The organism is Thioalkalivibrio sp. K90mix, from assembly GCF_000025545.1.
Lineage (GTDB): Bacteria > Pseudomonadota > Gammaproteobacteria > Ectothiorhodospirales > Ectothiorhodospiraceae > Thioalkalivibrio.
In genome coordinates this window covers 1,760,798-1,773,325 of record NC_013889.1, presented here as the reverse complement: position 1 = coordinate 1,773,325, position 12,528 = coordinate 1,760,798, and the positions used below count along the sequence as shown (strand labels likewise).

The 12,528-nt window shown below is 66.0% G+C and carries 12 protein-coding genes; 4 read left to right on the top strand and 8 right to left on the bottom strand.

Annotation, left to right across the window (positions count from 1 at the left end; translation table 11 throughout):
* Positions 1–59: 59 nt before the first annotated feature.
* Positions 60–1,520, top strand: a complete 1,461-nt coding sequence (locus TK90_RS08315; RefSeq protein ID WP_012983028.1) for a plastocyanin/azurin family copper-binding protein — start codon at positions 60–62, stop codon at positions 1,518–1,520.
* Between the two features lie 24 nt (positions 1,521–1,544).
* On the opposite strand, the gene TK90_RS08310 is transcribed toward TK90_RS08315, so the two are convergent.
* The 4 genes from TK90_RS08310 to TK90_RS08295 all read right to left on the bottom strand — a co-directional run bounded on the left by TK90_RS08310 (position 1,545) and on the right by TK90_RS08295 (position 3,405).
* Positions 1,545–1,892, bottom strand: a complete 348-nt coding sequence (locus TK90_RS08310; RefSeq protein WP_012983027.1) for an antibiotic biosynthesis monooxygenase — start codon at positions 1,890–1,892, stop codon at positions 1,545–1,547.
* A 284-nt stretch (positions 1,893–2,176) separates the two neighbouring features.
* The gene (locus TK90_RS08305) at positions 2,177–2,479 is read right to left on the bottom strand and encodes a DUF3817 domain-containing protein (RefSeq protein WP_012983026.1); all 303 of its coding nucleotides are present in this window, start codon (positions 2,477–2,479) and stop codon (positions 2,177–2,179) included.
* 74 nt (positions 2,480–2,553) lie between these two features.
* Positions 2,554–2,832 (bottom strand): hypothetical protein, encoded by a 279-nt coding sequence (locus TK90_RS08300; protein ID WP_012983025.1) that lies wholly within the window; start codon positions 2,830–2,832, stop codon positions 2,554–2,556.
* A 159-nt stretch (positions 2,833–2,991) separates the two neighbouring features.
* Positions 2,992–3,405 carry a GreA/GreB family elongation factor gene (locus tag TK90_RS08295; protein WP_012983024.1) on the bottom strand — a complete coding sequence of 138 codons (414 nt, stop codon included), beginning with the start codon at positions 3,403–3,405 and terminating at the stop codon, positions 2,992–2,994.
* Between the two features lie 237 nt (positions 3,406–3,642).
* Here TK90_RS08295 and TK90_RS08290 point away from each other — a divergent pair, with 237 nt between their 5' ends.
* Both TK90_RS08290 and TK90_RS08285 read left to right on the top strand, forming a co-directional pair.
* Positions 3,643–4,050: a rhodanese-like domain-containing protein gene (locus TK90_RS08290; protein ID WP_012983023.1), complete on the top strand. Its 408-nt coding sequence runs from the start codon at positions 3,643–3,645 to the stop codon at positions 4,048–4,050.
* Between the two features lie 93 nt (positions 4,051–4,143).
* The gene (locus tag TK90_RS08285) at positions 4,144–6,261 is read left to right on the top strand and encodes a S9 family peptidase (protein WP_012983022.1); all 2,118 of its coding nucleotides are present in this window, start codon (positions 4,144–4,146) and stop codon (positions 6,259–6,261) included.
* Between the two features lie 31 nt (positions 6,262–6,292).
* Here TK90_RS08285 and TK90_RS08280 read toward each other — a convergent pair whose 3' ends face one another.
* Positions 6,293–8,095, bottom strand: a complete 1,803-nt coding sequence (locus TK90_RS08280; RefSeq protein WP_041444346.1) for an SLC13 family permease — start codon at positions 8,093–8,095, stop codon at positions 6,293–6,295.
* A 219-nt stretch (positions 8,096–8,314) separates the two neighbouring features.
* The gene (locus tag TK90_RS08275) at positions 8,315–8,896 is read right to left on the bottom strand and encodes an OsmC family protein (protein ID WP_012983020.1); all 582 of its coding nucleotides are present in this window, start codon (positions 8,894–8,896) and stop codon (positions 8,315–8,317) included.
* A 134-nt stretch (positions 8,897–9,030) separates the two neighbouring features.
* Between TK90_RS08275 and TK90_RS08270 the strand changes: the two genes are divergently transcribed.
* Positions 9,031–10,086 carry a GlxA family transcriptional regulator gene (locus TK90_RS08270; RefSeq protein WP_012983019.1) on the top strand — a complete coding sequence of 352 codons (1,056 nt, stop codon included), beginning with the start codon at positions 9,031–9,033 and terminating at the stop codon, positions 10,084–10,086.
* 203 nt (positions 10,087–10,289) lie between these two features.
* Here the strand turns inward: TK90_RS08270 and pyk are convergent, their stop codons facing one another.
* Together pyk and TK90_RS08260 are read right to left on the bottom strand one after the other, a co-directional pair.
* On the bottom strand, positions 10,290–11,747 hold the full coding sequence (gene pyk / locus TK90_RS08265) for a pyruvate kinase (RefSeq protein WP_012983018.1): 1,458 nt from the start codon (positions 11,745–11,747) through the stop codon (positions 10,290–10,292).
* A 164-nt stretch (positions 11,748–11,911) separates the two neighbouring features.
* Positions 11,912–12,382: a hypothetical protein gene (locus tag TK90_RS08260; RefSeq protein WP_012983017.1), complete on the bottom strand. Its 471-nt coding sequence runs from the start codon at positions 12,380–12,382 to the stop codon at positions 11,912–11,914.
* Positions 12,383–12,528 lie beyond the last annotated feature (146 nt).

The following is a 12,528-nucleotide window of genomic DNA, read 5'->3' as shown; positions in this document are numbered from 1 at the left end:
GTGTACCCGGTCCGGGGGAGAACGCAATGAAGCACACAAAACCAGCAGCATCTTCGGCCATGGGTCGCCACGATCGGGGTATGCACCTCGTGGCCTGGTGCGTGATCGGACTGTTCTGGTGGGTGGCCTCTGCGGCGCAGGCTTCACCGGGGCCGGACTTCAGCGAGCGGTTCGGTGACAGCGACTTCATCGAGATCATCGAACGCGACGAGGGGCTGGAGACGCGGCCGACCGGGTACGTCTCGCAGGATATCGAGCCGGATCATGTGTTCAGGATCGACCTCAACGAGGGTCAGGTGCCGATCGGGCAGGGCGTCGTCTACGACGGCTTCCTGATCGACGGCAAACTGCCGGGGCCCACCCTGCGTGTCACCGAGGGCGACATTGTGCGCATGGAGATCACCAATAGCGGGGCGGTGATGCACGGGGCGTCCTTCCATGCCGCCTATACCCAGACCTCCAAGCACGTCGGTTCCATCATGCCGGGGCAGACCAAGTCGATCACCTTCCGCGCGACGACGCCGGGGGTCTTCATGTATCACTGCGCTCCGGGTGGCCATGCCATCCCCATGCACGTGATGTTCGGCCAGTACGGGATGATGGTGGTCGAGCCGCGCGAGGAGCCCTACCAGCTGGAAGCGGACCTGGGGCAGGAGCCGGATCTGAAGCTCTACATGCTGCAGCACGAGCTGTACGCCAGCGGCAAGGAAGCGGTGGAAGGCGATCCCAGCTACACCGCCTTCAATGGCGAGCTGTTCCGCTACGTGGAAAACCCGATCCCGGTGCGCCCGGGCGACTACGTGCGCATGTATTTCCTGAACGTGGGGCCCAACCTGCTCTCGACCTTCCATATCGTCGGCATCGTCTGGGACTACGTGTACTGGCAGGGGCATCCCGCGGCCATGTGGCCCGGCGGGCAGACGGTCACCGCGGGCCCCTCGGACTCCTGGGTGATCGAGTTCCGGATACCCCCGGAGGAGGGCGTCTACACCATGCTGGATCATGGCGTGGGGGGTACCAGTCGCGGTGCCATCGGGCTGCTGGATGCCCGTGCGGACGCCGATACGCCTTCCGAGATCCTGGCCGAGGGCCCGTCCTACGAGCCGGCGGAGCGGGAAGAGCGGATGGGTGAAGCGCGGCGGATCCTTTCACCATTCGGCATCCCCGACTCCGATGCCAACCCGGTTCCCGCGCGGGCGGATCGGCCGGTTCGGTTCGGGTCCGACGTCGAGGAAGTCGTGATCGAGATGAAGGGCAATGCCTTCTACCCGAAGATCGTCGAGGTGGCGCCGGGCACGAAGATCACCTGGGTCAACGAGGACGTCTTCACCTACGGGCACGGCGAGACATCCGGTGCCCACAACGCGGTGGCCCTGAGCGGTCCGCAGTCGTTCGCCACTGCGTTGCTGGCACACGCCGAGAGCGACAGCGTGACCCTGACCGAGCCGGGAACCTACGACTACATCTGCGCCCCGCACCCCTACATGCAGGGCCGCATCATCGTGCGCGACACGGACTGATACGCGCCGGGGCGGTTGGTGGATTCAGGCCCCGTGGGCCGTGCGCGAGTCGGGCGGGGCCTGGTCGCGGTCATGCATACCGTAATCGCGCACGACCTCGGCCACGCGCAGGCGGTAGTCGACAAAGATGCCGCCGCGCCCGGCCGCCTGCACCTGCCGGTGCGCCTCCAGATTGCGCCATTCCTGCACGGCGGTCTCGTCCCGCCAGAAGGACAGTGACAAGACCTTGCCCGGCTGGCTGAGACTCTCGAAACGTTCAATGGAGATGAACCCGTCGACGTCCTTCAGGTGTTCGCGCAGGCTCGCGGCCGCATCCAGGTAGTCCTGCCTGCGTTCGGCATGCGGTTCCACTTCAAAGATCACGGCAATCATGGCGGCTTCGCTATCGGCGGGGTGGAGCGCCGATTAAACCACGCCAAAGCCCATTGTGCGGAAGTGCGACGCTCCGTGATTCCAGGCTCACCCGGCATCGCGCACCCGACTGTGTCATCCCGGAAGCCGCGAGCGGTTATCCGGGATCTCCGCGCGCGGGTTGGGCTCGGTCGATGGGGCCTGCCCGCGCGGGAGATCGCGGCTCGACGCTTCGCCTGGGCCGGGATGACAAGGCTTGGCGCCCGCCGTTCCCGTTGTCGGGCCTCGGCTGACGATGAGTGGGGTCAGGCCGTCTCGGCCTCGCCGGCGGGGGTGGTCTCGCGGCGGATCATGCGGTCCACGTAGAGGAAGCCGAACGGGACCACGCCGAGGAACAGAACCAGCAGCCATTTCCACACCGACCAGCCGTTCAGGTGGCTGGCGACCAGCGAAGTCGCACCGTAGAGGATGAAAAGGATGCCGTGCACCCAGCCGGCATAGGTGACGGCCAGCGGCATATCCGCATACGTGCGCAGCGGCATTGCGATAAACAGCAGGGTGACGAGCGACAAACCCTCGAGAACGCTGATCAGGCGGAAGAATTTCATGGGCGGGACCGGTGGAACGGGAAACGCGGCGGAGGGTAGCACGAAGTGCGACGGGGGCCACGAAATGGCCGGGCTTAATCCTTGCGCTGGTTGCGCGCAGATTGGGCGTAGCCCTTGGCCCGGGCGCGAATCTCTTCAAAGAACAGCGCCTCCCAGCGCGTGTTGCGCTCGTCGGGCGAGAGGTTCCCGTCGGCCTGCTCGTTCTTCAGGCGTGTATCGGCCGCCGCCTCCGCCTCGTTCAGGATCTGGCTGAACACCTCCTGGGCCGCGGCCGCCGTAGGGTCGATCCCGTTGCGCTTGAGCACGTCGGCCAACAACGCACCGCCTTTTTTCCACTTCGACCAGAGCCTCATGCATTCTCCTGGAGTTGGGTGCGAGAAATGGTGGCGGCACCGCAACAGAATGATTGTGCCCATAGCCTCTGACGAAGACGAAGAGGCAGCACACGGATACGGTATTCCGGCCGGATGATGTGCCTGCCGGGGCGTGAACCTCCGGCAGGCCTGTGTGGATCATTGGTCTGGATCGTGCCCCGGTGCCAGTATTTCGATTACCAGGAATCGCAGTCGGCTACGGAGCAGCGTGATCTCGGCCAGCGAGTTCTTGCGCAGCCCCAGCAGACGCGAGCCCAGAGGGGACAAGATCGATATCTTCCCGCGCTCGGGCTGGGCGTGCTCCGGCTCGCAAAGCTCGACCAGATAGGTCTCCTCGGTTTGCAAGTCCAGCAGGCGGACGCAGCAGCCTGTCTGGATAACTTGTCCGCATCGGGGAGTAGTGTCCGAATGGGGGGTCTCGCTCTCGATCTTCTCGAGTAGCGAGGCAAGGTCGACTGGTGTACCAATCGCGCCCCAGTAGTCCTGGCGGACCCAGCGGTTGACTTGGGAATCGTAGGCTTGACGTAGGTAAGACGAGCTCTTGCGCGCCACGGTCGCATCTCCTGTTGAGGTGTTAGAAGAAGGCATGGGCCGGGCGCGGAATTCGGCGCCCGGCCTAGGTGAGGGTTCCCATCGTCGTATGCTCCATCGATTGATAACTGTCTGTTAGAATTAAAGAAATTAGGATGCTACCCAGGCACCCAAAAAAAGGCAAATCCGTGTGAATCGTGGCATTTCTAGTGTGCCTAATCCCGATCTTTCCGATCCCGCAATTGCAAAGGAGCCTTCATGGCGAACGAGACGAACGACCCGCAGCTGGAAATCAGCGTCAACGCGGCGCGCGAACTGGTGGATATCGGCCTGGCCGTGCTGCTGGACATCCGCCAGCCCTTCGAGCTGGAGCTGGAGGGCGAGGTGGAAGGCGCGGTGTCGGTGCCGCTGTTCCGGCTGAAGCAGCTGCTGGGGCGGGCGATCTCGGAGGAGGAGCAGGAGCTGCTGGACGCGGACGAGCCGGATGATCGCGACTTTCAGCACTTCCTCTCGCTGATCAATCGCTACCACGTGACGCAGGACCAGATCCTGCTGTGCCTGTGCAACAGCGGTCGTCGCAGCCTGCGCGCCGCCGAGCTGTTGCGCGAGCTGGGCTACGCCCGTTGCCTGTCGGTACGCGAGGGCTTCCGCGGCTGGAAGGACTAGCCATTCGCTGGCTGGCCGGCGTTTCCCGCCCTCGGCGGGAACCCGCGGGGAGGCGTGGCTGTCGCTGGTGCAGCACGTAACGGGAGACAAGGTATGCAGTCCACGGGTGAGCGTTTGGCGAATCACGGGATCACGAAGCGGCGCAGGTCGCCCGCGGCCATCGCGCTGAGCGTGTCGCTGGCGTTGTTCGCCGTGCCGACCATCGGCGCTGCCGAGACCGAGCTCGAGGCCGAACTCGTGGAAGGTAACGAAAGCCCGTGGGCACAGGGCGAGGCGCCCCCGCTGCTTGAACTGGAGCAGTTCTTCCGTGATCCGCAGCATGCCGCCGGGCGTATCTCGCCGGATGGCGACTACGTGGCACTGGTGAGCGCCCACGAGGGCGCCATGAACCTGCATCTGATGAAGCGGGGCGATCGCCTGGAGTCGGCCCGTCCGCTGACCGCGGAGCCGCGTTCGATCATGGGCTTTTTCTGGTCCCGCGACGGACGGCACCTGATCTTCGTGCGCGATCGCGATGGCGACGAGAATCTTGAGCTGCGCGTGATCGCGCTGAAGGACGCCGTCGGGCAGGACGGGATTCCCGAGTCGCGCCACCTCGCCGGGGGTGATGGCGTGCAGGCGCGGGTGCAGCATGTCCCGCGCTCGACCCCGGAGTACATCTTCGTCGGGCTGAACGAACGCGACCCTCGCCTGCACGATGTCTATCGCGTAGCGCTGGAGACCGGCGAGAAGACCCGCGTGGCGAAGAACACCGCCGAGATCGAGGGCTGGGGCTTCCACGAAGGCGAGCTGCGCAAGGCCGTGCGCACGACGGACGACGCGGGCACCGAGATCCTGCGCGTGCAGTCGCAGGACGAATTTGAGTCCATCTATACCTGCGCGTTCGGCGAGACCTGCTCCATCGCGAATTTCCATCCCGACGGCGAGCGGCTCTATATGCGCACCAACGCGGGGGACGAGCGTGACCTGATCGAACTGGTCCTGTTCGACCCGGCCACTGGCGAGGAAGAGCGGGTGCATCGCGATCCGGAAGGCGAAGTCGACCTTGGCGGCGCGAAGTTCTCGGATCAGGACCATCGCCTGCTGGCCACGGTGTACACCGGGGATCGCCAGCGCATCTACGCCCATGACGAGGACTTCGAGTCGCACCTGGACTGGCTGCGCGACGAGCTGGGCGAGGGTGAGCTGGAGATCACCTCGCGCACCCGCGACGAGTCCCTGTGGACGGTCGGGGTCATCCGGGACACCGACCCGGGCAGCGTGTATCTCGCGAACGTCGAGACGCGCGAGATCGAACGACTGTACGAGGGGCGCCCGGACCTGCCGCGCGAACACCTCGCGCCGATGGAGCCGATCCGCTACACCGCGCGCGACGGCCAGGAGATTCCCGGCTACCTCACGCTCCCGCACGGCGCGGAGCCGGAAGGCCTGCCGCTGGTGGTGATGCCGCACGGCGGCCCGTGGATTCGCGATACCTGGGGCTACAGCGGCACGGTGCAGTTCCTCGCCAACCGTGGCTATGCGGTATTTCAGCCCAACTTCCGTGGTTCTTCCGGTTTCGGCAAGGAATTCCTCAACGCCGGCAACCAGGAGTGGGGCACGGGTGTCATGCAGCACGACGTCACCGACGGCGTGAAATACCTGATCGACCAGGGCATCGCCGATCCCGAGCGGGTCGCGATCTTCGGGGCCTCCTACGGGGGGTACTCGGCCCTGGCCGGTCTCACCTGGACACCCGAGCTGTACACCGCCGGCGTCTCCATGGTGGGACCGTCCAACCTGATCACGCTGATGGAATCCATCCCGCCGTACTGGGAGGCCGGCATCCGCCGCATGCACGGCCGCGTCGGCGATCCGGAGGACCCGGACGACCGCGAGCGCCTCAAGGCGCAGTCGCCGCTGTTCCACGTGGAGAACATCCAGGCACCGCTGATGGTCGCGCAGGGTGCCAACGACCCGCGCGTGAAGCAGCAGGAGTCCGACCAGATCGTTGCAGCCCTGCGCGAGGCCGGACACCCGGTCGAGTACCTGCTGGCTCCGGACGAAGGCCACGGTCTGGTCGACCAGACCAATCGCCTCGCCTTCTTCGCCGGGCTGGAGACCTTCCTGGCCGAACACCTGGGCGGCCGCCACCAGGCCGACTACCCCGAGGCCGTGCAGGAGCGCCTGGACCTGTTGCGCCAGGACGTGGACGAGGTGGACGCGCCGTAAGGGTCGAGCGTGTACATGAATCAGTGTTTCCCTAGGGTGGCCAGATCCACAGGATCAGCGGCACGGCGGTCACGATGACCAGCAGCGACAGCGGCAGCCCCATGCGCCAGTAGTCGCGGAACTCGTAGCCACCCGGCGCCATCACCAGCGTGTTCGACTGGTGCCCGATGGGCGTGAGGAAGGCGCAGGAGGCGCCGATGGCCACGGCCATCAGGAACGGGTCCGGTGCGGCCTCCATCGACCGCGCCAGTGCGATCCCCACCGGTGCGGCCAGTACCGCCGCCGCGGCGTTGTTGATCACGTTCGACAGCAGCATGACCACGGCCATCAACAGCGCCAGCATCATGGCAGGGGAGGCGGCCTCGCCCAGCGTGAACAGGCCATCGGCGATCAGCTGCGAGCCGCCGGTCGTCTCCAGCGCCTGGCCCACCGGCAGCAGCGCGGCCAGCAGCACGATCACCGGCCACTCGATCCCGCGATACACCTCGCTTGGCCCGATCAGCCCGACCAGTACCATCGCCACTGCGGCCCCGACCAGCGCTGGTGCCGCCGGTACCCAGCCCAGCGCCACCGCGCCCAGCGCGAGCGCAAACAGGCTGCTGGCCAGGATCACCTTGCGCGGCCGGGTGATGCGCAACCCGCGCGAGGCCAGGGGCAGGCAGCCAAGCTCGCTCAGCGCACCGGGCAGTTCCTCCTCGCCTCCCTGTACCAGCAGAATGTCCCCGGCCCGAAACCGCACCTGGTCCAGGCGCTCGCGCAGGCGCACACCCTGGCGCGCCACCGCCAGCACATTCACCGCGTAGCGCTGGCGCAGTTCCAGGGCACTGGCCGTGGCGCCGACCAGGCGCGAGCCGGGCGTCACGATCGCCTCCTCCAGCGCCAGTTCGCCCAGGGCGCTGTCGCGCTTCTCGCCGTTGCCTTCCTGTTCGGCCTGCTCCTGCTCTTCCTCCTCCTCGACCCGCGCCTGCAGCTCCATTTCGGTCACGTCCAGCAGCGTCTTCAGGCTGTCGGAGTCCGCCTCCACCAGCAGGATGTCATCCGCGCGCAGCACCTCGTAGATGGCAGGCATCGGCTCCCGGCGTTCCCCGCGTACCAGTCCGACCACGACCACCTCGGCCTCGCCGCGCAGCTCGCGCATCAACTCGTAGACGGTGCGCCCGACATAGCGGTTGTCCTCCGGCACGCGTATCTCGGTCAGGTAGGCGCTGATCTCGAACAGCTCGCCGCTGGCGGCCGGGCGTTCGCGCTGCGGCGTCAGCCGCCAGCCGATCAGCGCAATGAAGATCACGCCAACCAGCGCGACCCCCAGCCCCACCGGCAGGAAGTCGAACATTGCAAACGCGGTGCCTGTCGCCTCCGCGCGGTACTCGGCAATGATGATGTTCGGCGGCGTGCCGATCATGGTCAGCATCCCGCCCAGAAGCGACCCGAACGCCAGTGGCATCAGCAGGAACGAGGGCGAACGCCCGCTCTGGCGCGCCATCCAGATGGCCACGGGCATCAGCAGGGCCAGCGCGCCGACGTTGTTCATGAACCCCGAGGCCAGCGCCACGATCCCCGTCAGTGCGGCCACCTGAACCCAGGGCTGGTCGCCCACACGGGTGAGCTGCCGCGCGACCGTGTCCACGACCCCGGCGTTCAGCAACCCCCGGCTCAGCACCAGCACGGCGGCGACCGTGATCACCGCCGGGTGGCCGAAGCCGGAGAACATCTCGCGAAACGGGACCAGCCCGAGAAAGGCCGCCGCCAGCAGCGCCCCGATCGCCACGATGTCGTAGCGCCAGCGGTTCCATACAAACAACACGAGGGTGACCGCCAGCACCCCGAAGATCATCCACTGCTCGGCTGTCACTCACCGCTCCCTGGGTCATTCCTTTCGTCCAATGTAGGGCCTTCGCGGGTCATGTGCACCGTTTGTGGCGGCAGGCGCCGAACGATGAAACCCCCTTGCCTGCCATTCAGCGTCGAGTGGACGACGGCGCGTACTGCGTGCGCCGCCGTCGCACTGGAACCGCGGAAGCTGGCAAGGGACAGGTGGTTCCAGTCGTCCGCATTACGCCGCCGACCGGCCGGCATGGGCCACGCGCTCGATCCTGACCGGTACCGGTCGGCAGACCGTGTTGCACACCGGCGAATGTTCCTGCGCAAACCGGAGCAGGTCGTCCAGCTCTTGCTGGCTGCAGTCCGCGTCGACCTGCATCTGGATGGTGATGTCCTGGTAGCCGGCCGGGACCTCGTCATTGAGCGCCAGGAGACCTTCCAGATTGATCGTTCCTTTCAGCTCGGTCGAAAGCGAACGGATGTGAATACCCCGGGCGGTGGCGTGCAGCACGGTCGTCGTGGTGACGCATCCCGCCAGCGCGTGGAGCAGGTATTCAACCGGGTTGGCACCCTCGTTGTTGCCGAGTAGCACCGGCGGTTCGCCGTTGGTGAATTCCCACCCGGTATCCCGCGAGGTGTCTTCGGCACCCGCGCCATAGAAGTCCTTGATGGTCGATCGATTCTCGCCTCCGCTGATCCAGGTGTTGCGGGCGCGAAACTCGAACTGCGCGAGTTCGCGGTTGTCCTGCAGGGCCTGCACGGTCGTGGTCATCTGATCCACGTTCAGGCCGTTGATGGTGTTATGCGTGTTCATGGCTGTTCTCCGCTTCAGAAGGGACCATTTCGCGCCATCGGATGGTGGCGCAGTTATAGGCTATAACCGGGTAATCGACTGCATAAGCGGCAGACGAGCCAGAAGCGTGGCGTTCGTGCCACCGGAGGACGCAGATGAGCCGCTCGGACATGCCCGTCGAGGTGCTGATCGTCGCCGTCCCCGAAACCGCTGGTTCCGCGTTGTACGGCATGGTGGACGTGCTGTCGGCCGCCGGTAATCTCTGGCAACGCCTTCGCCATGAGCCTGTCAGGCAGGCCGGGTTTCGGGTCCGCATCGTCGCGAGCGAACGCAAGCCGTTTCTTTGTGGAAACGACATTCCGGTGCAGCCGCATTGCTCGATTCGCGACAAGCCGGATGGGTCCATCGTGATCCTGCCCGAGCTATGGCTCGGCCCGGACGAATCCTTCCATGGTCGGTATCCGGAACTGATGCGCTGGGTTCGCGACTGTTACGAGGGCGGGAAATCCATCTACTCGGCCTGCTCCGGAACCATCATGCTGGCCGAAACGGGCCTCTTGGCCGGGTGTGCCGCCACCTCGCACTGGGGTTATCAGGACTTGTTCCGGCGCGACTATCCGGAAGTGCGATTCCGGCCCGAGCCCAATCTGGTCCTGGCGGACCCATCGGGGCGGATGGTCAGTGCCGGGGGTACCACGTCCTGGCACGATCTGGCCCTGCATATCATCGCGCGCCATCTGGGCCCGGTGGAGGCCATCCGCATCGCCAAGGTGTATCTGCTCAAGTGGCATGATGAAGGTCAGGGGCCTTATACCCCGCTGGTGCTGAAATCCGACCACACAGATGCCCGAATCCGGCAGTGCGAGGACTGGCTGAGCCGGCACTTTGCCGAGCACTCGGCGATACGCTTGCTGATCGAGGAATCCGGCCTTGCCGAACGCACCCTGAAGCGGCGTTTCAAGCAGGCCACCGGCGTATCCCTTGTGCACTACCTGCAGAACGTGCGCGTCGAAAGGGCCAAGCACTTGCTCGAAACCACAACGATGTCCATCGAGGAGATCAGCTTTGCAGTCGGATACGAGGATGTGTCTTTCTGTCGCGAGCTGTTCCGGCGGCTGACGGGTACCACCCCGGGGCGGTATCGCAGGCTCTTCTTCGCAGGCGCGGACTTGAGTATCGGGAAGGCCCGTCCGGACAAGGCCGCGAGCTGAAGGTTGGGTAGGGCAAAGATGGGTGTCCCCTTCACGGGCCGGCACCGTCATCGCGAGGCGCGCAGCGCCGTGGCGATCTCTGTGGATCTCCCCGGCGCTGACAGAGGCGGACGTCTGGGGTCGCGTTCGGAGATGGCCACGGCCCCGGCGGGGCCTCGCCATGACGGGGCAGGGAAGAAGGGTGTGTTCTCGTTGACCTTTTCTCAGGTATGCCCTGGTGCGTCTCCCTGGCTGGGGCTGTCGAGTTCGAGCAGTTCCAGGCGGTGGTTGCCGGTCGGGTTCGGGCCCGAGGGGCCCTGGATGAGGAGGGCGAGGCCGTCGTTGATGTCGTTCTCGGCGAGCCACGTCCGGGCGAAGTCGTTCCAGTCGCTGCGGTCCTCGGTGACTTCCACCGGCTCGACGCCATAGGAGAACTGCAGGCTCTGGGCGGTTGCGGGGGTCGGGGTGAAAGCGACCGTCCAGCAGGGCAGGCGCAGGCAGGCAATGCGTCGGGCGGTGGTGCCGCTGAGCGTGGGCGCCAGGGTCACCTGGGGCAGACGCCGCTGCGCGGTGTGGAATACGCTGCGCACGATCAGGTCGACGGCGCGGTCGTGCCCGGCCTCGCCATGGTCGTTCGGGCCATCCGGGATCACGCCTCGGTCGCGTTCCGGTTCGATGGAGCGGGCAATGGCCGCGAGCATGGCCACCGACTCCACCGGATACCGCCCCATGGCCGATTCGCCGGAGAGCATCACGCAGTCGCTGCCGCCCAGGATGGCATTGGCCACGTCGGTCGCCTCGGCACGGGTCGGGCGGCGCGAGGTGACCATGGACTCCAGCATCTGGGTCGCGGTGATCACCGGGCGGTGGTACTGGTTGGCGCGCCGGGTGATGCGGCGCTGGGCGAGGGCGATGCTCGCGATCGGGATCTCCACCCCCAGATCCCCGCGCGCCACCATGATGCCGTCTGCCGCCTCCAGGATGCTGTCGAGCTGCTCCAGCGCCGCCGCCCGTTCGATCTTGGCGACGATGAACGGGCTGTAGCCCAGCGCCTCCGCGGCCTTGCGCACGGCCAGGATGTCGTCGCCGTCGACCACGAAGCTCTGGCTGACGGCATCCACGCCGTGTTCCGCCGCAAACTGCAGCCAGTCGTGATCGTCCAGCGTAAAGGCGCGGATGCCGAGATCGATGCCCGGCAGGTTCAGGCCCTTGCGCGAGCGCAGTTCCCCGCCCGTCTGCACGCGGCAGGTGACGTCGTGGCCCTCGACCGACAACGCCTCCAGCTCAATGTAGCCATCGTTCAGAAACAGCGCATCACCGGGCTGTACCGCCTCCGGCAGCCCGGCGAACGAAACGCTCACGCGCGAGGCATCCCCGGTGCAGTCCTCGGTGGTCAGTGTGATGGTCTGGCCGGGCTCCAGCTCGATCGGCTCCTCGGCCAGTTCGCCGATACGCATCTTCGGCCCCGGCAGGTCGCCCAGGATCGCAACGCGTGCGCCGGCATCCCGTGCCGCCTCTCGGATACGTCCGATCACCTCGGCGTGGTAGGCCGGGTCACCATGCGAGAAATTCAGCCGCACCACGTTGAGCCCGGCCTGCATCATTCGGCGTAGCGTGTCCGGGGAGTCGGACGCCGGGCCGATCGTGGCCACGATCTTCGTCTTCTGCGCGGGAAACGGCATGGGCAGGCCCTTACTCGATCACGGCCTATGAGGGTAAACCGTCCGCACACGCCTGTCGCCGCGGGCCCGGCGGCCTGCGAGCGAGATGCATGCAGGCATCCGCACAAAGGGGGGTATGTACCTCTTCCGTTCCAGACCCGCCCGTTGGGGCTCGGTCGCGGTGGTCAGGGGCGCTGCCAGTCCAGGGTGGCCCGCACCTCGCGATCGTCGTCCGGCAGCCGGATCTTGAGGTCAATGTCGTATGGTCCACTTCCGGTCAGGTCGAAGTAATTGCCGTATGTCTCGGCATCGGCAATCACCATACGTTCGAGATCCTTGCGAACCTCGGCCATCTCCTCGCCGCTGATCGTCGCCTCGACGTCCGCATCGGTGATGCGGTTCCCCGTCTTGTCGTCGAACAGGGCGATCATCACGTGATAGCCGTCGTCCGGAACGCCGCCGTGCATCTCGGCCTCCGGATGATCGGGCGGATGATGACCACGCACGACCGCAGCCGGGACCACGCCCAGGTAGATCGTCACCCCGTCGACCGTTTCCGCGGCGCGCGCGTCGCTGGCCAGCGCTCCCATGCCGAACACCATGAGCCCTGCCACCACGCTGACCATCCAGGCGGAAAGAGGATAAGTCTTGAGCATCGGATGCCTCCTGTAGCGGGAAACGTTTGCGTACCTGGAGTCTAGATCAGATAGAGGGATGGACCCGCCTCGATGATCGTGCCGCTTGGGCGATTGGCCTCTACTTCAGGCAGGGCAGCATCATCGTGTACCGTCTCGGTGTCCGA

What these genes read in the sequence shown, in the direction of transcription:
- TK90_RS08300 (WP_012983025.1), bottom strand. Translation starts at nt 2,832, where the DNA reads ATGAGGCTCTGGTCGAAGTGGAAAAAAGGCGGTGCGTTGTTGGCCGAC.
- TK90_RS08280 (WP_041444346.1), bottom strand. Translation starts at nt 8,095, where the DNA reads ATGATCTTCGGGGTGCTGGCGGTCACCCTCGTGTTGTTTGTATGGAAC.
- TK90_RS08310 (WP_012983027.1), bottom strand. Translation starts at nt 1,892, where the DNA reads ATGATTGCCGTGATCTTTGAAGTGGAACCGCATGCCGAACGCAGGCAG.
- TK90_RS08290 (WP_012983023.1), top strand. Translation starts at nt 3,643, where the DNA reads ATGGCGAACGAGACGAACGACCCGCAGCTGGAAATCAGCGTCAACGCG.
- TK90_RS08260 (WP_012983017.1), bottom strand. Translation starts at nt 12,382, where the DNA reads ATGCTCAAGACTTATCCTCTTTCCGCCTGGATGGTCAGCGTGGTGGCA.
- TK90_RS08305 (WP_012983026.1), bottom strand. Translation starts at nt 2,479, where the DNA reads ATGAAATTCTTCCGCCTGATCAGCGTTCTCGAGGGTTTGTCGCTCGTC.
- pyk (WP_012983018.1), bottom strand. Translation starts at nt 11,747, where the DNA reads ATGCCGTTTCCCGCGCAGAAGACGAAGATCGTGGCCACGATCGGCCCG.
- TK90_RS08285 (WP_012983022.1), top strand. Translation starts at nt 4,144, where the DNA reads ATGCAGTCCACGGGTGAGCGTTTGGCGAATCACGGGATCACGAAGCGG.
- TK90_RS08275 (WP_012983020.1), bottom strand. Translation starts at nt 8,896, where the DNA reads ATGAACACGCATAACACCATCAACGGCCTGAACGTGGATCAGATGACC.
- TK90_RS08315 (WP_012983028.1), top strand. Translation starts at nt 60, where the DNA reads ATGGGTCGCCACGATCGGGGTATGCACCTCGTGGCCTGGTGCGTGATC.
- TK90_RS08270 (WP_012983019.1), top strand. Translation starts at nt 9,031, where the DNA reads ATGAGCCGCTCGGACATGCCCGTCGAGGTGCTGATCGTCGCCGTCCCC.